The organism is Clostridium transplantifaecale, assembly GCF_900626075.1.
Lineage (GTDB): Bacteria > Bacillota > Clostridia > Lachnospirales > Lachnospiraceae > Otoolea > Otoolea transplantifaecalis.
In genome coordinates, this window is the sequence record NZ_UYZY01000006.1 from 66,655 (window position 1) to 89,007 (window position 22,353).

General features: G+C 50.5%; 19 protein-coding genes and 1 riboswitch. Of the genes, 5 read left to right on the forward strand and 14 right to left on the reverse strand.

The genetic code is table 11. The features are described 5' to 3' along the window. Positions 1-9 precede the first annotated feature (9 nt). The 6 genes from EJL91_RS19975 to EJL91_RS20000 form a co-directional block, all read right to left on the reverse strand. The gene (locus tag EJL91_RS19975; protein WP_125143724.1) at positions 10-921 is read right to left on the reverse strand and encodes a ribonuclease Z; all 912 of its coding nucleotides are present in this window, start codon (positions 919-921) and stop codon (positions 10-12) included. Between the two features lie 166 nt (positions 922-1,087). Further along, positions 1,088-1,330: a hypothetical protein gene (locus EJL91_RS19980; protein ID WP_206429529.1), complete on the reverse strand. Its 243-nt coding sequence runs from the start codon at positions 1,328-1,330 to the stop codon at positions 1,088-1,090. 210 nt (positions 1,331-1,540) lie between these two features. Further along, the gene (gene rimI / locus EJL91_RS19985; protein ID WP_243125491.1) at positions 1,541-1,981 is read right to left on the reverse strand and encodes a ribosomal protein S18-alanine N-acetyltransferase; all 441 of its coding nucleotides are present in this window, start codon (positions 1,979-1,981) and stop codon (positions 1,541-1,543) included. Between the two features lie 5 nt (positions 1,982-1,986). Continuing rightward, entirely contained in the window at positions 1,987-2,742 is a 756-nt protein-coding gene (tsaB, locus tag EJL91_RS19990; RefSeq protein WP_125143726.1) for a tRNA (adenosine(37)-N6)-threonylcarbamoyltransferase complex dimerization subunit type 1 TsaB, read from the reverse strand. Then, entirely contained in the window at positions 2,739-3,167 is a 429-nt protein-coding gene (tsaE, locus tag EJL91_RS19995; RefSeq protein WP_125143727.1) for a tRNA (adenosine(37)-N6)-threonylcarbamoyltransferase complex ATPase subunit type 1 TsaE, read from the reverse strand. The genes tsaB and tsaE overlap by 4 nt, the downstream gene beginning before the upstream one ends. A 1-nt stretch (position 3,168) precedes the next feature. Then, a complete protein-coding gene (locus EJL91_RS20000; protein WP_125143728.1) occupies positions 3,169-3,660 on the reverse strand; it encodes a YcxB family protein in 492 nt (163 codons plus the stop codon). A gap of 347 nt (positions 3,661-4,007) precedes the next feature. Here EJL91_RS20000 and EJL91_RS20005 point away from each other — a divergent pair, with 347 nt between their 5' ends. Next, on the forward strand, positions 4,008-5,048 hold the full coding sequence (locus EJL91_RS20005) for an asparaginase (protein ID WP_125143729.1): 1,041 nt from the start codon (positions 4,008-4,010) through the stop codon (positions 5,046-5,048). A gap of 203 nt (positions 5,049-5,251) precedes the next feature. Next, a complete protein-coding gene (locus EJL91_RS20010; protein WP_125143730.1) occupies positions 5,252-6,547 on the forward strand; it encodes an amidohydrolase in 1,296 nt (431 codons plus the stop codon). A 209-nt stretch (positions 6,548-6,756) separates the two neighbouring features. Here EJL91_RS20010 and EJL91_RS20015 read toward each other — a convergent pair whose 3' ends face one another. From EJL91_RS20015 to EJL91_RS20030, 4 genes are all read right to left on the reverse strand, one after another. Beyond that, positions 6,757-7,944 (reverse strand): amidohydrolase, encoded by a 1,188-nt coding sequence (locus tag EJL91_RS20015; protein ID WP_125143731.1) that lies wholly within the window; start codon positions 7,942-7,944, stop codon positions 6,757-6,759. Beyond that, positions 7,941-9,140 carry an amidohydrolase gene (locus EJL91_RS20020; RefSeq protein ID WP_125143732.1) on the reverse strand — a complete coding sequence of 400 codons (1,200 nt, stop codon included), beginning with the start codon at positions 9,138-9,140 and terminating at the stop codon, positions 7,941-7,943. Before EJL91_RS20020 ends, EJL91_RS20015 begins: the two co-directional genes overlap by 4 nt. Positions 9,141-9,263: 123 nt before the next feature. Beyond that, on the reverse strand, positions 9,264-10,799 hold the full coding sequence (locus EJL91_RS20025; RefSeq protein WP_125143733.1) for an AbgT family transporter: 1,536 nt from the start codon (positions 10,797-10,799) through the stop codon (positions 9,264-9,266). 329 nt (positions 10,800-11,128) lie between these two features. Next, complete coding sequence (locus EJL91_RS20030) at positions 11,129-13,273, reverse strand: Tex family protein (protein WP_125143734.1); 2,145 nt, start codon at positions 13,271-13,273, stop codon at positions 11,129-11,131. A gap of 440 nt (positions 13,274-13,713) precedes the next feature. After that, a riboswitch (ZMP/ZTP riboswitch) is annotated at positions 13,714-13,794 on the forward strand. A gap of 53 nt (positions 13,795-13,847) precedes the next feature. Between EJL91_RS20030 and pflA the strand changes: the two genes are divergently transcribed. The 3 genes from pflA (at position 13,848) to EJL91_RS20045 (ending at position 17,436) form a co-directional block, all read left to right on the forward strand. Then, positions 13,848-14,684, forward strand: a complete 837-nt coding sequence (pflA, locus tag EJL91_RS20035; protein ID WP_125143735.1) for a pyruvate formate-lyase-activating protein — start codon at positions 13,848-13,850, stop codon at positions 14,682-14,684. Then, positions 14,669-16,912 (forward strand): formate C-acetyltransferase, encoded by a 2,244-nt coding sequence (gene pflB / locus EJL91_RS20040; RefSeq protein WP_125143736.1) that lies wholly within the window; start codon positions 14,669-14,671, stop codon positions 16,910-16,912. Before pflA ends, pflB begins: the two co-directional genes overlap by 16 nt. 125 nt (positions 16,913-17,037) lie before the next feature. Then, positions 17,038-17,436: a DUF4190 domain-containing protein gene (locus EJL91_RS20045; RefSeq protein WP_125143737.1), complete on the forward strand. Its 399-nt coding sequence runs from the start codon at positions 17,038-17,040 to the stop codon at positions 17,434-17,436. Between the two features lie 104 nt (positions 17,437-17,540). Here the strand turns inward: EJL91_RS20045 and EJL91_RS20050 are convergent, their stop codons facing one another. The 4 genes from EJL91_RS20050 to EJL91_RS20065 all read right to left on the reverse strand — a co-directional run bounded on the left by EJL91_RS20050 (position 17,541) and on the right by EJL91_RS20065 (position 22,329). Further along, positions 17,541-17,897 (reverse strand): DUF2752 domain-containing protein, encoded by a 357-nt coding sequence (locus EJL91_RS20050; protein ID WP_125143738.1) that lies wholly within the window; start codon positions 17,895-17,897, stop codon positions 17,541-17,543. Between the two features lie 64 nt (positions 17,898-17,961). After that, positions 17,962-19,170, reverse strand: a complete 1,209-nt coding sequence (locus EJL91_RS20055) for an aspartate kinase (RefSeq protein ID WP_125143739.1) — start codon at positions 19,168-19,170, stop codon at positions 17,962-17,964. Positions 19,171-19,528: 358 nt separating this feature from the next. Continuing rightward, positions 19,529-20,968, reverse strand: a complete 1,440-nt coding sequence (locus EJL91_RS20060) for a sodium:solute symporter family protein (protein WP_125143740.1) — start codon at positions 20,966-20,968, stop codon at positions 19,529-19,531. A 173-nt stretch (positions 20,969-21,141) separates the two neighbouring features. Next, entirely contained in the window at positions 21,142-22,329 is a 1,188-nt protein-coding gene (locus EJL91_RS20065; protein WP_125143741.1) for a Zn-dependent hydrolase, read from the reverse strand. Between the last annotated feature and the right edge of the window lie 24 nt (positions 22,330-22,353).

A 22,353-nucleotide genomic window follows, 5' to 3' on the forward strand; every position in this document is an offset into this window, starting at 1 on the left:
TCCCGCTTCCTAGTCTTCTTCAAAACCCAGCTCTGCCGTCCAGCCGTCCCTTGCCGCTTTTGCCTCAGGGAATATCTCTCTGACCTTATCCATATATTCTTCCGGTCTGGTGAGGGAAGGACTGTAATGGGTAAGCCACATCTGCGCAGGTTTCGCCGTCTTTGCGAGGTTTGCCGCCTCATACATTGTCATATGCTTATATTCTCTTGCCTTGGACTCTTTTCCGTCCTCGCCGTACATTCCTTCACAGATAAACAGATCCGCATCCTGCGCATATTCCGCAATCACGGGAACCGGCCTGGTGTCCGTGCAGTATGTGACGCGGATTCCTTTTCTGGCAGCTCCTAATACCATATCCGGCGTCAGGGTACGTCCGCCGTCCTCCACAATCTCGCCTTTCTGAAGCCTGCTCCAGAACTTCTGGGGGATCTGCTGTTCTCTTGCGCGCTCCACATCAAACCGTCCCTTTCTTGGGATGGAAACAGAATATCCATAACAGGTGACATTATGGTTCACTTTGTATGCGTCGAGCACGTAAGGTCCTATCTCAAATTTTTCCCTTGGTTCCGTCATTTCAATAAATTGAAGCGGAAAAGGAAGTTCCGGCGCTATTGTCCTGAGAGCGCCGACCACCCGTTCCAGGCCCTTCGGTCCAATCATAATCACGGGCTCTGTACGCTCCGCATTTCCCATCGTCAGCAAAAGGCCCGGAAGGCCGCTGATATGATCCGCATGGTAATGGGTAAAACACATTACATCAATCGGTTTCGGGCTCCATCCCTTCTCTTTCAGCGCCACCTGGGTTCCTTCACCGCAGTCTATTAATAAATTGCTCCCGTCACAGCGGGTCATCAGCGATGTCAGCCACCTGTACGGCAGCGGCATCATCCCCCCTGTTCCCAGCAGACAAACGTCTAACATGTAAAATCCTCTTTTCTATATACATCCTGTCAAATAGTTCTCCCAAATCATACCATAAAAGGAAGCCAGGTTGCAAGGGGGATGAGGATTTAGTTGGGATGCGGATGCGATTGATTTATTGTTCACACGGATATATTCCGCGAAGTGTTTTCACATATTAATCCTGTCACAAAAGCTCTACCTGCTCTTCAATATCTACCGGAATGCAGAATTCCGCCGTCATCCTGTCATAACATTCCTCGCAGAGATCAAAATGATGCACTTCTCCATCCTTTTCCGAGAAATAATCCCACACATAGTCAAAACGGGCAGTCCCTTCTCTCAGAATTCCGTCTTTCACAACCATCTTTTTCCCGCACATGTTACAGCAGACAGCTTCCAATTGTCCATTTTCTTTGTACTTTCTCATAATATCCTCGCCTTTCTTCTTATCGTGTGTCACCTGTTTTCTGGCTTGTCCCTCTTTTTCCTGACCGGACCTTTTTTATTTTTTATCTCATTTTTCCCGTCCGGTTTCCGAAGCTCTGATTTTCCCTGCTGCAGAGAAAATAGGAGCATCACCGTCAGGGATACTCCTACATTATATCTGGTTTATTCACGATTTCAGGTGGTAATTTTTTCAACTGTGACGGCGCCACATAATGAGTGCATCCTCGTCAGGAGCGGTGTAATACCTTTTTCTGACTGCTTCTGTTTTGAAACCGTATGATTTATAAAGATTTATGGCTGCGCTGTTGGAAGCTCTTACCTCTAAACTGATTTCTTCCACCTGGTTTATGCTGGCATACTCAGCCAGGATTTCCATAAGCTCCCTGCCGTACCCCCTCCCCCTGGACGCAGGCAGGACGGCAATTCTCATCAGTTCACCCTCCCCGGCTATGACGCGGAAGTTGCAATATCCCTTAATTTTTCCTTCTTCTTCCAACACCCATACCTTGTCTAAAGGACTCTCCAGGCACTCTTCGAGAAGTTTCCCGGACCAGGGTACTGTAAAACTTTTCTGCTCCAGTTCCGCCACATCCGGCAAATCCTTAAGCTCCATCAAACGAATCGACGCCATTTCTATTACTCCCCGCTTTTCTCCACTACCACAATCCCTGCCGCCAGTTTATCCATTTCCCCCTGGCGTTCCGCTACCTCGCGTTCCCGTTCTGCCTGGGATTTGCGCAGATAGTCCGGCTTATGTTCCGACGCATCCTCAGTTTTACCCTGACTGTAATAAACGGCTCCCAGGGCTGCCACTGCGGCTGCTCTCTGCCGGTTTACGTGAGCCGGTGCAAACTCATAGGGGACTTTTATTTCTTCTTCTATTATATGCCGGCAGACAGGCACTCCGTCACCGAGAAAAATAACTTTTTCCCCAATCCGGTTAAGTTCTTCCACCAGCTCCCTTATATCCGCCGGCCACTGTTCCCTGACCACCTCGAATGAATCACGGTAATGGTAAAGACCTGTATAGACCTGATTTCTTCTCGCATCCATGATCGGACAAATCAATGCGGAAGCTCCATAGAGGTTATAGGCCATAGCGTCCATGGTTGGAACATGGATCAGCGGTTTACCTAACGCCAGCCCCAGCCCCTTCCCCGTCGCCGAGCCGATACGGAGTCCGGTAAAAGACCCGGGTCCTCCCGAGACAGCAATAGCATCAACGGTACCCGGCTCCTCCTCCAGCATCCCCATCATCTGATCGATCATAGGCAGCAGCGTCTGTGAGTGCGTTTTCTTTAAATTCACCGTATACTCTGCCGTAACAACATCGTCCGTCACAATGGCCACCGAGGCCACCAGAGATGAACTTTCTATTCCTAGAATTCTCATTTTCTTTCCTCCACGGTTATTTTGCGGTAGTCAAAACCCTTTTTCAAATCCTTCTCAATCCGGATCTGTGTAAGCTGTTCCGGCAGAATTTCCTCGATCAAATTGGACCACTCTATCAGGCTGACTCCATCACCGTAAAAACAATCCTCATAGCCGATTTCATCCATCTCGCTGATGTCTCCAATCCGGTAGACGTCAAAGTGATAAAGCGGAAGACGCCCGTCGTCGTATTGCTGGACAATGGTAAACGTAGGGCTGCTCACCGGCCCTTCAATGCCGAGTCCTTTCGCAAAACCCTGGGTAAATACGGTCTTCCCCACTCCCAGATCTCCGTTTAAGCAGTACACCTCTCCCGGCTTTGCTTTCTTTCCCAGGTTCTCTCCCAGTTCAAATGTCTCTTCCGGTGTAAATGTCTCTATTGTCATCTCAGATCCCTTTCCTCTTTTCTGCCGGGACATACTCTCTGATTACGTTCAGAAACTGCTCTTTTTTGCTCCCGTCGAGTACCCGCTCCGGGAACAGGTATGCCCTGTCCTTGGTCAGATACAGGATATAAATATCCGATATCTTTCCCACCTTTACAATCTGGTTCCACCGGATTACAGCCTTATCCTTCCCCTGGTGCACCCTCAGTCCGTTATAATCTATTTTAAAATGGGTTTCCTTTGATCTCTGGGGATCCAGCGTCTCCCTGCCGGCTTTCCTGTACAGGACAAACGGCTGGGTCGCCGCGATCAATATTACCGCCAGCGCCAGAACTCCCTTCATATAGCCAGGCTGCGCAGACCAGGTGGCCGCCACCGCTCCAAGGGCCAGCACCGAACAGCCGATGCTTATCGCGCCTGCTGTGGAATGGTAATAGTGGTGAAGGGAAAACAGGAAGATCTCCCTTGCCGTTACTTTAATTCGTAAATCCATATTACACGCCTCTTTTCTCCGGTGTCCTATCTCCCCGCCCAGCCGGGCAACGATTAATACCGAAGGGACAAAACACCAATATTTCCTTCCCACATCTTAATATAGGAACTGAAAAAAGTCAATCGGGGCTGCATTCTCCCGCGGTTGTCCATCTTTGTCAAAAAGACAGTTTCCACGCTGTCAATCATGCATTTTACAAAACGGTATTTCCCTCTCTGCCAGGTATCCATTTCTATGCGCCGCGCCGCGTGTTACAGGTCACGGAGTGAACCGTAACACCTTTCTTCCCCCTTGCCAGCCTATATCGTTTCCTGTATACTTGTGAGCATAAAGGATGGTAAAACAATATGAAAAAAATATTATTATTCACCACAGGAGGCACCATCGCATCCAAAGAAGGCACGAACGGCCTTGAGCCCGAGATGAATGCGGATGAGCTGCTTTCTTATATGGGAGATTTAACATCACGTTATGAAATCACCTGCCGCGAGCTGCTCAGTCTGGACAGTTCCAATATCCAGGCGGAGGAATGGAAAAAAATAGCCCGCAATATCTTCGAAAATCTGGATATTTATGATGGTATCGTCGTCACCCATGGAACCGATACCATGGCATATACCTCCTCCATGCTGTCTTTCATGCTCCAGGGCCTGCCTATCCCCGTTGTGCTGACCGGCTCACAGATGCCTATCGACAACATGCTGACCGATGCGCGAAACAATCTATACTCGGCCTTTGCCGCCATTGACGCCAAAATAAACGGCGTCTGTGTGGCATTCAACCGCCGGATTATGCTGGGCTGCCGCGCCGTCAAGGTGAGGACACTTGGTTTTGAAGCTTTTGAGAGTGTTAACGCCCCCTATCTGGCGGAAGTTTTCGCCAATGGAATGCGCAGATACCATGAGCCGGAAAAGCCGGTATCTTCCGCCCCGCTTGCCGATCCGCCAACCGAAGGCTCCTGCCGCGCTGTTTTAAATGACAGCATATCCACCGACGTTTTTCTGCTGAAGCTGATTCCTAACACCAAACCGGCCATCTTTGATGCGCTGAAAAACCTGGGATACCGCGGAATCGTGCTGGAAGCATTCGGAGCCGGCGGACTGCACTTTTTCAGAAGGAATCTGCTTGAAAAACTGGAGCAGCTCACTAAAGCCGGTATCAGCGTCGTGGCATGCAGCCAATGCCTGTACGAGCCAAGTGATTTCTCAATCTACGAGGTGGGACGGCGTCTGCTGGAATGCGGAGTCATCCCGGGCCGCGATATGACGACCGAAGCGGCCGTTACAAAACTGATGTGGGCTCTGGGACAGACGGATGATCCGGAAAAAGTCCGCGAAATTTTTAATACGAATATTGCAGGCGAGGTTTCCATTACCGAAGAAGTATAACCTTGCCCAACCGTGAGGCCGGGCAGGAACCTGGCCTGATATTCTAATTACACTCACAAGATAAAACATGAAAATGAATACGGATTCAGACCAACCGCATAACTCGGGATTTTCACGCAAAACACGTGAAAACACCTCGCGGAATGTATTATGGCTGAACTGTTATCTCACCTAGGATCTTTCTGAACAGCAGGAGAAAAAACATGAACGAGACAGAAAAACAAATATTAAATATCATTGATGAACACCGTGAAGAACTGATTTCCATGGGGAATGCACTCTATACCCGCGCAGAGCGTGGATTCGCCGAAGTAAATACCTCCGCTTTTATTGCAGAACAACTGAAAAAGTTCGGTTTATCCGTCCGTACCGGCCTGGCTGGAACAGGGCTCCGCGCTTCCGTCGGCAAAGAGGGCAGTGTAAATCTCGCCCTGATCAGTGAGCTGGATGGAATTCTCTGCCCCTCCCACCCGCAGGCCGCTCCCGACGGAATGAGTCATGCCTGCGGCCATCATGCCCAGATGATAGCGATGCTCGGGGCCGCAATTGCCCTGACGGCTCCGGAAGTTGCCGGTAAGCTGGACGGACTGGCCACCTTTTTTGCCGTACCATCCGAGGAATTTCTCAGTGAGGATATACGCTGCGGGCTGAGGGAAAAAAAGATTTCCACCCATTCCGGAGGAAAGGCCGAACTGATCTCCCGCGGCTGTTTTGAGGACATTGATATAGCGATAACCACACACGCCCATATGCTGCCTTTCAGTGAATATGATTTCGTCCTCGGCAACAACGCCTGCACCGGATTCATTGGAAAAACGGCGACATTTTACGGCAAAGCCGCCCATGCGGCAGGAGCTCCCCATGAAGGAATCAATGCAATGAATGCGGCCGCCCTGGCCCTCAGCGCTCTCGGCATGATACGCGAAACATTCCAGGAAAAAGATTATGTCCGGGTGCATCCTATTATGAAAGAAGCCGGTTCTGCCGTCAACGTCGTGCCCGATAAAGCCATTCTCGATATGATGGTGCGGGCCGGCAGCCTGAAAGCCGTCGCCGAAGTATCTGAGAAAACGGACCGCGCCTTCAAAGGAGCTGCCTATGCCATCGGCGCCGAGGTTGAGATTAAAGATGTGCCCGGCTATCTGCCCGTCATTGAACGCCTGCCGGATCAGGTCATGATAGACGCCGCCGGGCTCATCGGCAGCTCCATCCGCTGGACTTCCATCACACCCGGCCAGGAAAATATGACTTCCACCGATGTCGGCGACCTGACCCACCTGATACCGGTGCTCAATTTTACCTTCGGCGGATTCGAGGGCGCACTGCACAGCAAAGATTTCCGCCTGACCGATGAGGAAAAGGCTTTTGTAAATCCCGCCAAACTGATGGCTCTTACCGCTTACCGCCTTCTGACAAACCAGGCAAAAGAAGCAAGGCAGATTCTTAAGGATTTTACACCGGCTCTTACAATTGAGGAGTACCTTGATTATATAAAATAAAGCGTATCCTTTTATCTGTTGAACTATGGCAGAAATTGCCGGTTACAATGCAAAACTGCATTGCAGGAATAAAAATCCGGATGCCTTGAAACGGCATCGACTTGTATTGTAATTATAACTTTACGACGACGGAATGGCAAGAACTATTTCTTTCCTCCGCATCCGTTACTGGGCATAGTATGCCCAGTAACACGCTTCCCCTGTTTCTCTCATCCATTCAGATAATCTATCGCGAACTGCACATAGATTCCCGTTCCATTCGGAAGCTGTTCCTCATCTACCTCGAAATCAGGATGATGATGCACACAGCAGATTCCCTTTTCCTTGTTTCTCACTCCTAAAAATCCATAAACTCCGGGGACCTTCTCCATCAGAACGGAAAAATCCTCCGCACCCGTCATTTTATCCAAATGAACAAGGGCCGCTTTTCCCATCTGTTTCTCCGCCGCGCTTCTCGCTATTTTATTTAAATCCTCATGGTCGTTAATAACCGGTCCCGGGAAAAAGCAGTATTCCGTCTCCGCCTCGCAGCCGTATGCCATGGCTATGCCTGAGGCCATATCGGTGATGAGCTTTGGCAGGCTCTTTCTGAACTCTCTTTTAAACGTCCTGGTGGTTCCCACCAGTTCCACCTGTCCGGCCAGAATATTGGACTGGGTTCCCCCATTCATCATCCCCACCGACAGTACAAAGGTGTTCTGCGGGTTATTAACACGGCTTACCAGAGTCTGAAGCGCCATAACAACGGCGGCCGCTCCTACGACGGCATCCTTTCCCTCGTGAGGGGCGCTTCCGTGTGAGGAGCAGCCCTTGATCCGGATTGTAAAACGGTCGCTGGACGCCATCCTCTCCCCGTCCTCAAAATTGACGCAGCCGGAGTCCAGGAGCGCCCACACATGCATTCCGAAAATTGCATCCACGCCGTCCAGTGCGCCGTTATCCACATAATGCTTTGATTCTATCCCGACTTCCTCTCCCATCTGGAAGAGCAGTTTCACTGTACCCGAAAATTCATCCCTGTGAGACGAAAGGATTTTTGCAGCCGCCAGAAGCATGGCCATATGGCAGTCATGGCCGCAGGCATGCATCACGCCCGGATTCTGTGAGGAGTACTCTTTATTCTGCGGCTCGGTGATCGGCAGGGCATCTATATCCGCCCGCAGCATCACGGTTTTTCCCGCCCCCGGTTCCCCGCCCGGACGGGTTCCCTCGATGGTTCCCACCGCACCGGTGCAGTCGTCAAATGTGCGGACCGGAATGCCCATTGCCTCCAGTTCTCTTACGATATGTTCCGTTTTCCCCGCCTCTTCCTTTGATACCTCAGGATGCGCGTGGAAAAAGCGGCGCTGCGTAAGTATATATTCCTTCTGTTCTCCTGCAAGTTCTTTTATATTCACAGCGATTTCCCCTCCTCTTCCACTTCTCCGCCTTCCAGATAATCATAAGCAAACTGCGCATAGAGCGCCGCTCCTCTTGGCAGAAGTTTTTCATCCACACGGAAATGGACGGAGTGAACGGGATAAACGCTTCCGCACTCCTCATTATAATAGCCTATAAAACACAGCAGTCCCGGAACTTTTTCCATCAGAATGGACATGTCCTCGGAGCCCATTACCCTCGGCATCTTTTTAAGGACATCTTCTCCATACAGCTTCACTGCCGCCGCCCTGGCTGTTTCATTGAGTTCGAAGTCGTCATTATTAACCGGAGGTTCAATCGGATTATTGATAAATTCAGCTCTGCATCCAAGCGCCTCCGCCGTGCCGCCGATGATTCTTCCCAGTTCCTTCTGAACCTTCTTTCTCATCTCCACTCCATATGTCCGGATGGTCCCTTCCATCTCCACGCGGTCGGCGATGATATTGAACTGGGTTCCGGCCTTCACCATACCCACCGATACCACCATTGGATTCAGCGGATCATTTTCCCTGCTGACAAAGGTCTGTATATTCATGATAATCGAGCTGGCTGCCACGATAGCGTCGTGCCCCAGGTGCGGGGTGGAGCCGTGTGCCGAGGAGCCCTCCACAATGATTTTAAAATTGTCGCAGGACGCCATCCTGAATCCATCCTCGATATTCATAAAACCTGTTTCCATACTGGCCCAGACGTGGATTCCCATCAGGGCGTCCACATCGTCCAGATATCCGTGATCTACATAGTAGTTCGCCCCATGGCAGGATTCTTCCGCCGACTGGAATAAAAGTTTTACCGTGCCGCAGAGACCTTCACGATGGCCGCACAGTATACGGGCCGCCCCTAAAAGCATTGCGCTGTGGCAGTCGTGTCCGCAGGCATGCATTGCTCCCGGATTGCAGGAGGAAAATGCCTCCCCGCTCTCCTCGTTCAGCGGCAAGGCGTCAATGTCCGCCCTGAGCATTACCGTCTTTCCCGGTTTTTCTCCTCGGATCGTGCCAATCACGCCGTAATAATCGGGAAAACGCTGCGTTTCAATCCCCAGGCTTTCCAGTTCTTTCGTAATATACGCCGTCGTATCTTTTTCCTCAAAAGATACCTCCGCGTGGCTGTGTATCCAACGCCTCTTCTCGACGATATAATCACTCAGCCCCGCAGCCTCCTCTTTAAAATTCATACTGTTTCCTTTCATTTATCTCCGGATCGTAAAATTCGGCAGCGGTAACGCACCAATTGCAAAGCGAGAAAAACCAGAAGGTTTTTCCCGCCTTTCTTCCGTCTCCGGATTTTTTGTTATTGTTTACAGGAAAATTCCGCCGCCGGGACCCAGAGGCAGGTTAAACATTGCCCAGATTACCAGCAGAATTAGCCATGCGACCGTAAAGGTCACGGAATAAGGAATCATATTGGCTATAATTGTTCCCATACCCGTATCTTTCTCATATCTTCTGGCAAATCCGAGGATCAGCGGGAAATAATAGAACAGAGGTGACAGCGGGTTGGTGATGGAGTCACCGATTCTGTATGCCACCTGTGTAACCGCGGGGTCATATCCCAGGATCATCATCATCGGTACAAATACGGGAGCCAGGATTGCCCATTTTGCCGACGCGGAACCGATGAACAGGTTGACGATACAGGAAACTATCACAAGACCCACGAGTAACGGAATACCGGTAAAGTTCATTGCCGTCAGCAGATCGGCGCCCTTGATGGCGATAATCGCCCCCAGGTTGCTCCAGCTGAAGTAATTTGTAAACTGCGCACAGAAGAAGCACAGCAGTATGTATGGGGCCATATCTTTAAATGCATCCACGATATCTGCAAATAACGCCTTGTCATTCTTGTATCTGCCGGATGCAAATCCGTATACCGCGCCGGGTACAAAGAGAATGATAGATACTGTTACAATAATTCCGCTCATAAACGGAGAGGTGGATGCCATAAGGGAACCTGTTTCCGGGTCGCCGAGAACGGGATCGCTTCCGAGACACATTGCAATGATTACCACAACCGTAATCACGAAAGAAAGACCGGCCAGATTGAGGGCCTTATGCTGCTTTGGCGAAAGTTCGGCCGCCGCTTTATCATATTCATACTTACTTAAGTCCTGGCCCTCAAAACGCGGCGCCATGAATTTTTCCGTCAGGATTGTTCCCACGATGGAGAGTACGATACAGGAAGCAATCAGGAAATAATAGTTGATGGCGGGAGACGCCACATAATTCGGGTCAATCATCTGGGCCGCCGCCTCCGTATACCCGTAAGCCAGGGCGTCGGAAAGCCCGAGAGCCACGTTGGCGCAGAAACCTGCGGCCACACCGGCGTATGCGGTAAACATACCTAAAAGCGGATGCCTTCCCATTCCAAGATAAATGATGGCCGCCAGAGGAGGCATCACAACGAAAGCCGCATCCCCGGCAATATTGCCGTTGATTCCTACAAAAATAATTACAAATGTTACGAATGCCGGTGCTGCGCTTCCAAGCATCTTCTGCATAAACGCCGCCAGAAAACCGCTCTTTTCAGCCGCGCCGGAACCGATTACCGCTACAAGCACCATTCCCAGCGGAGCGAATCCTGAAAAGTTGGTTACCGCCTTGCTCCACATCATGCGGACGCCGGCCTTGGAAAACAGATTGACAACCGATAAGGTTTCTCCTGTTCCCGGATGGACCGCGGTGACCCCCATGGCGCTAAAAATACCGGATAACACTACGATGAGTGTCGCCAGAAGAACGAACAGCGTCGCCGGATCCGGAAGCTTGTTGCCCGCCACTTCGATCCCGTTCAGGATCCGGTCAAGCAGCTTCTTTTTACCTTTTTCTTTACTCATATACTTACCCTCCTGTCTGATATAATATTATTTGATAATTCGCATAATAATACATCATTTTGTGATATTGTATCAAAAATCACAGAACATGACAAGTTTTTTATGAGATGTCATGAAACAATTATCGTCTTTACGCTGACAATTCATGTCCCCTTTACCGGCAGAAAATTCATCCCCTCCCGTCTCATCTTTGTAACGCGGGCGAGCAGTCCTCCGCCGTCTCAGCCGCAGGCTGACGTTATTAATTTAAAAGCGGCCCGGACCCATGCAGGATGCAAAGTCCGAACCGCCTGAAAATACCTGGTGAAATACCACCTTCTGAACAGTTACTATTTTATTTTCATTGTCAGGGAAATTCTCTTTTTCCCCAGATCCACGCTCAGCACTTTGACTTCCACGACATCGCCGACACTGACCGCCTCCAGCGGATGTTTAATATACCGGTCCGTCATCTGGGAGATATGTACCAGTCCGTCCTGATGCACGCCGATATCCACAAAAGCGCCGAAATCGATGACATTTCTGACCGTCCCCTTGAGCACCATACCGGGTGTCAAATCCTTCATATCCATGACGTCCGTCCTGAGGATCGGCTTCGGCATCTCATCACGCGGATCCCTGGCCGGTTTCTCCAGCTCGCTGACAATGTCTCTCAGAGTAATCTCGCCTATATCCAGTTCCTGGGACAGCTTTTTATAGTCCGTCACTTTTCGGCTGATTCCCTTGATTCCTCCGGATGAAAGTTCTTTTATATCGTATCCGAGACGTTTCAGGAGCGCCTCGGCCGCCTTGTAACTCTCGGGATGCACGCTGGTCGTGTCCAGAGGGTTCTTCCCTCCCTGGATCCTCATGAATCCGGCACACTGTTCATATGCCTTTGGTCCCAGTTTGGCCACCTTGAGAAGCCCCCTGCGGCTGTCAAACACACCGTTCTCCTCACGGTAGGCAACGATATTTTTCGCAATCGTCTTATTGATTCCGGAAATGTACTCCAAAAGGGAGGCCGATGCAGTGTTCAAATCAACGCCCACCTTGTTTACACAGTCTTCCACGACGCCCTGAAGGGCCTCGCTCAGATTTTTCTGGTTCATGTCATGCTGGTACTGCCCCACACCGATAGACTTCGGATCGATCTTGACCAGCTCGGCCAGAGGATCCTGGAGTCTTCTGGCAATTGAAACCGCGCTTCTCTGCCCCACGTCAAACTGCGGGAACTCTTCCGTGGCCAGCTTACTGGCAGAGTACACGGAGGCGCCTGCCTCGTTGACGATAATATACTGCACCTGCTCCGGAATCTCCTTTAAGAGTTCCACAATAATTTGCTCCGACTCTCTGGACGCGGTGCCGTTTCCTACGGAAATCAGGGAGACACCGTACTTCTTAATCAGGTTTTTCAGGATTTTCTTGGACTCTTCCACCTTATTCTGAGGAGCCGTCGGATAAATTACCACCGTATCAAGTACTTTTCCGGTGGCATCCACCACCGCCAGTTTACAGCCCGTCCTGAATGCAGGATCCCATCCGAGTACAACGCGGCCCATGATCGGAGGCTGCATCAGAAGCTGCTCCAGGTTCTTCCCAAACACCTTGATTGCTCCCGCCTCAGCGTTTTCCGTCAGTTCGCTGCGAATTTCCCGCTCAATGGCAGGAGAAATCAGACGCTTATAGCTGTCCTCCGCCACTTCCCTCAGAATGCCCGATGTCTCGGGATTGTCCCTGGTAATCACTTTCTTTTCCAGGAAACGGAGAATTTTTTCCTCCGGCGCGGTAATCTTTACCGTCAGAATTTTTTCCTTCTCTCCCCTGTTGAGGGCAAGTATCCGGTGGCCGGCCGTCTTTTTCAGCGGCTCGGTGAAGTTATAATACATCTCATAGACGGATTCCGTCTTCTCATCGCGGGCGGAGGAATCGAGGGAACCCTCCTGAAACGTGGTCTTCCTGATATAAGTTCTGTATTCCGCCGTCTCTGCAATCCGCTCCGCCAGAATGTCCTTTGCCCCGTTAAGCGCATCCTCTGCGGTCAGGACGCCTTTTTCCTCCGAGATATATTTCTCGGCCTCTTTAAGGAGCGGTGTCTGCGTCATCTGCAGGCTGATCAGGTTGGCAAGAGGCTCCAGCCCCTTTTCCTTCGCAATGCTGGCTCTTGTCTTCCTCTTCGGCCTGTACGGAAGATAGAGATCCTCCACAGCCACCAGCGTTGCCGCCTCCAGAATCTTCTTTTCCAGCTCCGGGGTCAGCTTTTCCTGTTCGCGTATGGAATTAATAACCTGGGATTTGCGCTCCTCCAGGTTCCTTAAATATTTTAACCTTTCATCCAGATTACGCAGCACCTCATCATTCAGGGAGCCGGTGGCCTCCTTGCGGTAACGTGCGATAAAAGGGATGGTATTGCCTTCATCAATCAGTTTGACTGCAGCCTCTACCTGGCTGCGGTTAATCTGAAGTTCGTCCTTTAAAATTTGTATAATGTCCATTCTGTTTCCTCACTTTATGTCGTAGCACTAACAGTTCCACTATTTTCCTGTGCGAGATTATTATACAGGATTCTTTATCAGGGTGCAAGATGAGAATAAGGGGGGATTATTCTTCAGTTCCGGGCGGGGGTTGTGATGCGGGGGATACGGACGAAAGAAATCTGCTGCGGGGACCGCTTGCGCTTATGGAATGCGCAGCGGATGCTAAGACACCATAAGACGGCGTCCAAGCACCGGCGGATTCCAACGTCCCCTCCGCAGATTTTTTCTTCCTCCTCCCCCGCCGGGCAGGTTATGGCCGGAACTGAAGATGCGAAGGTTTTCGGGCACCCTGGGGGGCTTGCGGCGGCGAATTGGGCTGTGGCGGAAATCCCCTTTCCCTTGAATCCTCAATTAAATTTTCTTGACAAATTTCTTTTAACTGGCTATATTAAAAAACAAGGTGATCATATGACTGACGGAACAAGTGGAAAACCACGTGGAGTATGATCGAAAACCGGCCGACCGTCTGGGCAGAAAAGCCCGGACAGTCGGCTTTTTTTGATCTTTTTTCTGAGAAAAGGAGGTTTTTCACATGACACCCGGTTACATTCATTCGATTGAATCCATGGGGCTGGTTGACGGACCCGGTATCAGGACGGTGCTCTTTTTACAGGGCTGCCGGCTGCGGTGCCAATACTGCCATAACCCCGATACCTGGAACGTAAAGGGAGGGACTCCGTTTACACCGGAGCAGGTTATACGGAGACTTAAGCGCTTTAAGCCTTATTACGGCGCCCGGGGAGGCGTGACTTTTTCGGGCGGGGAGCCCCTGCTCCAGCCTGATTTTCTTCTGGAAACTTTGTCTTTATGCCGGGAGGAGGGGATTTCCACCTGCCTCGACACTGCCGGCTGCGGCATCGGCAGATACCGTGAAATTCTTAGAAACACGGATCTTGTTATTTTTGATGTGAAGCACTATACGGATGAAGGATACAGAGCGGTTACGGGGCAGTCGCCGGATGAGGCGCTGCGCTTTCTGGATGCCGCCGTGAGCAGCGGTGTTCGTTTGTGGATACGCCATGTGGCGGTTCCCGGGCTTACGGACGGAGAAAAACATTTTACAGGACTCCGGGACTTTATCCGGACACTGCGCGGCGTAGAGAAAGTGGAACTGCTGCCCTACCATGTACTGGGAGTGCCAAAATATCATACACTTGGTATTCCCTGTCCGCTGGAACATGTGCCGCCGATGGAGCCCGGGGCCCTGGTTCGATGGCAGCAGGTTATGAATAACGGCCTTAAGAATAATGACCTTAAGAATAGCAACCTGAAACGCGTTCACAAAACAGTATTGGATAGTAACTTAAACAGCACACTGCATACCACAGTCATTAAGAAAACGGAGGATCAATTATGCCTGTCAATGTAAATAATAAAGCCTGGGAAGGATTTCGCACCGGAGAATGGCGCCATCTTGTAAATGTCCGCAATTTTATCCAGAAAAACTACACACCCTACACCGGAGACGCTGCGTTTCTGGCTCCTCCTACCGGCCGTACTTTGAAAGTCTGGCAAAAGGCGCACGCCCTGATTGTGGAGGAAGTGAAAAAAGGCATAATCGATGTGGAAACGAATGTTGTTTCCGGCATCAACAATTTTGCTCCCGGTTATATTGACAGGGAAAATGAGGTGATTGTAGGTTTGCAGACCGACGCGCCTTTAAAGCGGATCGTCAATCCGTTTGGCGGTATCCGCACCGCCAACCAGGCCCTTGAACAATACGGGTATCAGTTGAATCCTGAGATCGAAAAACATTTCCGGCTGTACCGGAAAACCCACAATGACGGTGTGTTTGACGCCTATCCCGAACGCACCCGGCTGGCCCGTTCGGCCGGGCTGCTCACCGGTCTGCCGGATGCCTACGGGCGCGGCCGCATTGTGGGTGACTACCGCCGAATTCCCCTGTACGGCACCGATTTTCTGATTGAGGAGAAAGAAAAAGATCTGGATATGCTGGACGGAGCTATGACGGATGAAAGAATCCGCCTCAGAGAGGAGGTCCGTATGCAGATTCGGGCACTGGACGAGATGGCGGAAATGGCGGAAACATATGGCTGCGACATCCGGCGCCCCGCCGGCAATGCCCGGGAAGCCGTGCAGAACCTATACCTGGCCTATCTGGCCGGAATTAAGGAAAATAACGGCGCAGCCACCAGCTTGGGCAGAACCGCGACCTTCCTGGACATCTATATTAAGCGGGACCTCGATTTGGGAATACTGGATGAAGCAGGCGCCCAGGAGCTGATCGACCAATTTATTATCAAGCTGCGCCTTGTGCGCCATTTGCGCACACCGGAATATAATGAACTCTTCGGCGGCGATCCCACCTGGGTTACGGAGGCTCTCGGCGGAATGGGCATAGACGGCCGCACGCTGGTCACCCGTACCACGTTCCGTTACCTCCATACGCTGACAAACCTAGGAACTGCCCCGGAACCCAACCTGACCGTGCTGTGGAGCGGCAGTCTGCCGGGCCCGTTTAAAGAATACTGCTCAGGGATGAGCATATCCACCGACTCCCTCCAGTACGAAAATGATGATCTGATGCGCCCTTTGTACGGTGACGATTACTGTATCGCCTGCTGTGTTTCGGCAATGGCGGTCGGAAAACAGATGCAGTTTTTCGGAGCCAGGGCCAATCTTGCCAAAAGTCTGCTGTATGCAATTAACGGAGGAATGGATGAGAAAAAGGGCCTGCATGTCATTCCCGAAATTCCCCTGGATACCGATGAGATTCTGGATTATCCGAAGGTGCTGGGAAACTATAAGAAAGTGCTCTCCTATGTTGCGGGTCTGTACGTGGATACGATCAATATCATCCACTATATGCATGACAAATATGCCTATGAAGCCAGTCAAATGGCCCTGCACGACACTCTGGTGGAACGGCTGGCCGCTTTTGGAGTGGCCGGCCTCTCTATCGCTGCAGACTCTCTCTCCGCCATCAAATTTGCCGCCGTAAAGCCGGTACGGAATCAAAATGGAATTGCCGTCGGCTTTGAGGTGGAGGGAAGTTTTCCAAAGTACGGCAATGACGACGACAGGGTGGACGATATTGCGGTGGAGCTTATGGCCTTTTTCTCCGGTGAGCTAAAAAAACACGCCCTGTACCGAAATGCCGTTCACACGCTCTCCGCCCTCACTATTACCAGCAATGTCATGTATGGAAAGAAAACGGGAGCCACTCCGGACGGCCGAAAAGCAGGTGAACCATTTGCCCCCGGTGCGAATCCCATGCACGGCCGCGACGAAAACGGCGCCCTGGCCTCCCTGAATTCCGTAGCAAAGCTCCCTTACAGAGCCGTCTGCCAGGACGGCGTCTCCAACACATTTTCCATTGTCCCCGATGCACTTGGAAAATCACCCGACGAGCGGATTAAAAACCTTGTTTCCATTCTGGACGGATATTTTATCCAGGGAGCCCACCACCTTAACGTCAATGTAATGAACCGCCAGATTCTCATGGATGCCATGGAACACCCGGGAGAATATCCGACTTTAACCATCCGCGTTTCCGGCTATGCAGTCAACTTTAACCGTCTCACCCGGGAACAGCAGTTAGAGGTAATCAAACGTACCTTCCACGAACAGATGTAGTTAGTTACTGTTCACTCCCTGCGCAGTAACTGCAGGTACTGTTTTTCCCATTTCCGTTCCACCGTTCTCTGGACAACCAAATAAAACCATGTTACAATCATTAGGATACAAAGGAGGTTTTATCCATGGATTATTATGACAGCAATGATAACCAATATAATAACGGACCCGAGAACGGACGGAACCAGGGAGGAAAGCCCGCAGGCGGACCGCCGAAGCAGCCCAACGGAATGGCAACGGTTTCCCTGATCTGCGGCATTATCGGTGTCCTTTCTCTCTGTGCCTGTATTGCATTTCCCTTATCCATTATCCTGGGAGTAGCTGCTATCGTCCTTTCCTTTCTTTCGAGAAAAGGAGAACCGTTTACCGGCATGGCTATTGCGGGACTTGTATTAGGCATCCTTGCACTGGTGCTCGGCGTAGCCGAAGGCCTGTATATGATTGCAGTTAATTTCATGCTCCGCGATCCGCAGATGTCTTCCATGTTTGATCAGATACTGGATCAGTACCAGAATGCGCAGTAACACTACCGCATAATGAGATTCAACTATATGTACGGTAAACAACTATATATACTGATGTAAAAAGGCACACTTCACGGTTTAACCGTAACGTGTGCCTTTTTACATCAGTATATCCCGGCCAGCAAATCCACATGCCTCACCAGCAGGTAATAATTTTTAACTACAAAATTGACAGCCAGAATCGCAATTCCGATAAACAGCACCGTCATCCAAACCGCAGGGCGCGGCGTTTTCTTTTTCCGCATGCAGTAAAAACGGTACATCAAAAAAGAGGGAATGGACACCGCCATATAAAGTACAAGCGGGTTAAGCCAGATACTGTCCGCAATCCGCCCGTGAAGCAGCGCCAAAAACGCCCTGGTTCCTCCGCAGCCGGGACAATATGCTCCCGTCACCACATGGAACAGGCAGGGATAGATGCCCTGGCTGGCGCTTTCAATAAGCTCTGCTAAAATTCTCATTCTTTCGTCTCCTCACCGGAACGCGCCAGACAATGAATCGGGCCGGACCGGCCAGTCTTCTTCATTAATCAGCGAGCGCAAATGCGTCGTGTACCACGCGCATCGCCCGGTTTGTATCCACCTCGTCAATCAGGACCGTAATACGGATCTCGGAGGTGGCAATCATCTTGATATTGATATTCGCGCTGGACATCGCTTCGAACATCTTCGCCGCAACACCGGGATTACTTGTCATTCCGGCTCCGATAATGGAAATCTTTGCCACCGTGTCGTCGGCGCTGACCGACTGGGCCGTCAGCATCTCAAGGTGCACATTAATAAGCTCCAGCGTCTCCTGTAAATCCGTACGGGCCACCGTGAAGGAGATATCCTTCTTATTGTCACGCCCTACAGACTGAATAATAATATCTACGTTAATCTGATGTCTGGCCAGAAGATTGAACAGACGGAAAGCGATTCCCGGTTCATCACTCACACCAAGCACAGAAACTCTGGCTGTATTTTTATCTGCGGCCACACCGCTTACCAACATCTTCTCCATAGTGGTTTTCTCCTTAATGATCGTACCTTCCGCCCTGGTCATACTGGAAAGGACCATCAGTTTTACTCCGTACCGTTTGGCCATCTCCACCGAACGGTTGTGCAGAACCTTCGCGCCCAGGGATGCAAATTCCAGCATCTCGTCGTATGAAACCTCCGAGAGTTTCCTCGCATTTGGCACAATCCTCGGATCTGCCGTATAAACGCCGTCCACGTCCGTATAAATCTCGCAGAGGTCGGCGTGGAGGGCAACTGCCAGCGCAACCGCCGTCGTGTCCGAACCGCCCCTTCCCAGAGTCGTCATATCATCATATTTATTAATGCCCTGGAAACCTGTGATTACCACAATCTTCCTGGCATCCAGCTCATTCCGGATTCTCTCCGTCTCAATTCTCTTGAGCTTTGCCTGTCCGTAAGCGGATGTTGTCCTCATCGCCACCTGGGACGCATTGAGGGAAACCGCCTGGACCCCCAGCGACTGAAATGCCATCGCCATAAGCGCTACGGAAATCTGCTCTCCTGTCACCAGAAGCATGTCCATCTCACGTTTCGACGGCGTGTCCGTAATCTCATGTGCCTTTTCCAGCAGGCCATCCGTCGTCTTTCCCATGGCGGACAATACAACCACCACGTCATAACCTTTTTCATAATCCTCAATACAGCGTCTCGCCACATTGAAAATCTTCTCTTTATCGGCTACAGAACTGCCTCCGAATTTTTTCACGACCAGCATAAATTGCCCGTCCTCCTGTGTAGTTTAGAAATTATTATCCACATCGCAGCCAGAGAGCAGCTTCGCCGCAAACAGTGACATATTTCTGTAAATCCGTCCGGTGTGAACAGTAATGTTTAGAATTTTTATTTTATAACAAAAGTATCACGGTGTCAAATATTCTCTCATTGCGGAGGAAGCAGGATATTTTGAAGGAGCGGTGATAGTATCGGCGATGCAGCGATAATTCAGCCGGTGCCCTCTTCTTCGCAGCGGGACAAAAAATACCCGGCGAGCTGGAAGATACGGCATCACCGGGTATATATTCTCATTGCTTTCAAAAAATCACATTTTCATTGACGGCCGTAAACAACTTCCTCTACTGTTCATCCGTCTCCTTTGGAAAAAATTGTTCTATAATCTCCTGAGGCACCGGCGCCGTCATTTTGCTGACTGCTACCAGTGTAACAAAACTGACGATGATAGCCGGCAGCGCGGCATAGATTCCGGCCGGCTGGCCAAGTGCATACCAGATACACGCTGTGACAAAACCGGTGAGCATACTTGCCGCCGCTCCTGTTTTATTCGCTCCCTTCCAAACAACGCCAACCATCGTCAGCACTGCCATAGAAGCTCCCATCAGCGTAACTGCCTTTACCTGGATAAACTGAATCGCGTCATTAATTACAAATGTAGCAAGAATTGCTCCGATTCCAATCACAATTGTAGCTGCTCTGGAAATCTGCAGCTTCTGTTTATCCGTAAGATCCGGCCGGACATATTTCCCCCAGAGATCGTTGCTGAATGTTGTTGCCGACAATAAGAGTAACGAATCCGCAGTGGAAATGATGGCGGCAATTACCGCGGCAAACATGATTCCGCCGCTGACCGGTGAAAGCATCTGAGTGACCAGGCCAACAAATACAAGATCCTGTTTTTCAATACCCGGCAGCAAAATCATGCCGCAAATCCCTATAATTACCAGAGGTATATAAAATAACAAGAGGCCTATCCCAGTGTATCCCTGCGATCTTGAAGCAATCTCCGGAGTCTGGGCGGAGAAGAAACGGGCTATAAACTGAGGGGCTCCAAAATTACAGATTCCCCATGTCACTACCCAGGAAAAGGCGGTAATTGGCGGAATTTTTATACTGAATGCACTGACAAATTCCGGGCTGATTGCCGCTATCTGTCTGTTCATTTCAGTAAAACCGCCTACTAAACCTAAAAACTTAATAGCCATCATCCATACGCCGATAATGATAATAAAGGAACATATAGTATCCGTCCACGCTACCGCCTTCATCCCGCCCATAGCGGTAAACAGCAGAAAAATCAGCAGCAAAACGAAACAGCATACCGCTTTATTCCAGTTGACAAAAGTCTGTAGAATGGTGATTCCTCCAATAACCTGAGCCGCCAGTAATGCGGTGCAGCAAACAACAATCAACAGTGAGGCAAATGCTGCGTGGCGTTTTCCAAACCGTTCATCAATAAATTGCGGGAGGGTATCGCACCCCGTCTTACGAAGACGTTTTGCAAACCAGATACATGCCAGAAAAGAGGTAACAAACGTGCCGGCACAATTCCACCAGCCCGGCCAGCCGTTCAGGTAGTAATACCCCATATAGCTGACAATCGAAGCAGAACTTACAATTGTTGCAAAATAAGTACCGGCCATGGGAATCACCCCCAGAGATTTACCGGCAAGCATCCAGTCTTCTGAACTGTTAATTCCCCTGGAAATGACAAGTCCCATCACCATCAGTGCAATCATAAAAGCTACAACAATCATGAGATAAATTGAATTCGTCGTCATTTCCCTTTCCTCCCCTTCATGCTGACATAAATAATCGGAAAAATGCCAAAGGCTATATATAATATCCACATTGCTACTAAACCGCCTGTTACTACCATATGAATCCCCCTTTTCTTAGAGCCCGCCCCTGGCTCTGAACGGATACAGCCGACAGATGCAGCCGAGCTGCAGCTTTAATCTTCCTGATCCAAAAGCTCCACGGCTCTGTACAAAACCTCCGCACCGTTTTCCAGGTCTTTCGTTTCTGTCCATTCTTCTTTACAGTGGCTGAGTCCATCCCTGCTGGGCACAAAGATCATCCCCACCGGCAGGCAGTGCGCCATCGGATTGGCATCGTGTCCCGCACCGCTTGGCATAACAATATGACTGACCCCTGACCCCTCTGCGGCCTGAGTGATCACCTGCATCAGATGGTTGTCACATGCCACTGAACCCTTATCGATTTTCTTTGTTATTTCAAAGTCCACAGTATCGATTTCTGCGGCAATTTTTTCTATTTCTTCAATCAGCTTATCTGTCTTTTCTTTCTGCATATGGCGCATCTCAAAAGTGCATTCCACCTGTCCGGGAATCACATTCTCGGAACCAGGCCAGCACCGGATCGTTCCCACAGTCAGTACCAGTGTGTCGTCAATCCCCCTGCACCTTTCGTCAGCCGCGGCAATCAGCCGCGCCATGGCCACCATGGCGTCCCGCCTGTTTTTCATCATGGTGGTTCCCGCATGGTTACTGTGGCCGACAGCCGTCACCCGATACCGTACGATTCCCACGATCCCGCTCACCACACCGATTTCAAGTCCCTCGTTAAATAGCAGATCTCCCTGTTCAATATGTAGTTCCAGATAGCATTTTGCATTTGAAAAATCTCTCCGGCAGTCCATGATTTCCTGCACTGTATGGTCATATTCCCGCAGCGCCTCCGAAAGACCCGGCTGTTCCCGGTCGACCAGGCCGGCTACGGCGCGGCTGCCAAAGGTTCCGCCAATCGGATTGGATTCCTCCGCGTTAAACCCGTAAAGTTCCAACGGATGGCGCAAGCATTTCCCCTCTTCCTTCAGGCGGCGTACTACCTCAATCCCCGCCGCCACACCATAAGCGCCGTCGAACAGACCTCCGGAGGGAACGGTATCCAGATGAGAGCCTATTATGATGCTCCCCAGACCTTCCTCCGTTCCTGGAAGCAGTCCGTGAATATTTCCCGCCGCATCCCGGTTTACCTCCAGATTAAGTTCACACATCTGCCGCTCTACAATATCCAGCGCTTCAAAGTACGCAGGACTATAGCAGCTTCGCGTGTATGAGCCATCCTCGTTTTTCCCTGCCATGCCGATGGCCGCAAGTATCTCTTTGACCTGATTCATTCCATATGCCTTCCTTACCCTGAG

Excerpts from the sequence above, each read along its gene's own strand:
- EJL91_RS19975 (WP_125143724.1), bottom strand. The coding sequence starts at position 921 with ATGTTAGACGTTTGTCTGCTGGGAACAGGGGGGATGATGCCGCTGCCG.
- EJL91_RS19980 (WP_206429529.1), bottom strand. The coding sequence starts at position 1,330 with ATGAGAAAGTACAAAGAAAATGGACAATTGGAAGCTGTCTGCTGTAAC.
- rimI (WP_243125491.1), bottom strand. The coding sequence starts at position 1,981 with ATGGCGTCGATTCGTTTGATGGAGCTTAAGGATTTGCCGGATGTGGCG.
- tsaB (WP_125143726.1), bottom strand. The coding sequence starts at position 2,742 with ATGAGAATTCTAGGAATAGAAAGTTCATCTCTGGTGGCCTCGGTGGCC.
- tsaE (WP_125143727.1), bottom strand. The coding sequence starts at position 3,167 with ATGACAATAGAGACATTTACACCGGAAGAGACATTTGAACTGGGAGAG.
- EJL91_RS20000 (WP_125143728.1), bottom strand. The coding sequence starts at position 3,660 with ATGGATTTACGAATTAAAGTAACGGCAAGGGAGATCTTCCTGTTTTCC.
- EJL91_RS20005 (WP_125143729.1), top strand. The coding sequence starts at position 4,008 with ATGAAAAAAATATTATTATTCACCACAGGAGGCACCATCGCATCCAAA.
- EJL91_RS20010 (WP_125143730.1), top strand. The coding sequence starts at position 5,252 with ATGAACGAGACAGAAAAACAAATATTAAATATCATTGATGAACACCGT.
- EJL91_RS20020 (WP_125143732.1), bottom strand. The coding sequence starts at position 9,140 with ATGAATTTTAAAGAGGAGGCTGCGGGGCTGAGTGATTATATCGTCGAG.
- EJL91_RS20025 (WP_125143733.1), bottom strand. The coding sequence starts at position 10,799 with ATGAGTAAAGAAAAAGGTAAAAAGAAGCTGCTTGACCGGATCCTGAAC.
- EJL91_RS20030 (WP_125143734.1), bottom strand. The coding sequence starts at position 13,273 with ATGGACATTATACAAATTTTAAAGGACGAACTTCAGATTAACCGCAGC.
- pflA (WP_125143735.1), top strand. The coding sequence starts at position 13,848 with ATGACACCCGGTTACATTCATTCGATTGAATCCATGGGGCTGGTTGAC.
- pflB (WP_125143736.1), top strand. The coding sequence starts at position 14,669 with ATGCCTGTCAATGTAAATAATAAAGCCTGGGAAGGATTTCGCACCGGA.
- EJL91_RS20045 (WP_125143737.1), top strand. The coding sequence starts at position 17,038 with ATGGATTATTATGACAGCAATGATAACCAATATAATAACGGACCCGAG.
- EJL91_RS20050 (WP_125143738.1), bottom strand. The coding sequence starts at position 17,897 with ATGAGAATTTTAGCAGAGCTTATTGAAAGCGCCAGCCAGGGCATCTAT.
- EJL91_RS20055 (WP_125143739.1), bottom strand. The coding sequence starts at position 19,170 with ATGCTGGTCGTGAAAAAATTCGGAGGCAGTTCTGTAGCCGATAAAGAG.
- EJL91_RS20060 (WP_125143740.1), bottom strand. The coding sequence starts at position 20,968 with ATGACGACGAATTCAATTTATCTCATGATTGTTGTAGCTTTTATGATT.
- EJL91_RS20065 (WP_125143741.1), bottom strand. The coding sequence starts at position 22,329 with ATGAATCAGGTCAAAGAGATACTTGCGGCCATCGGCATGGCAGGGAAA.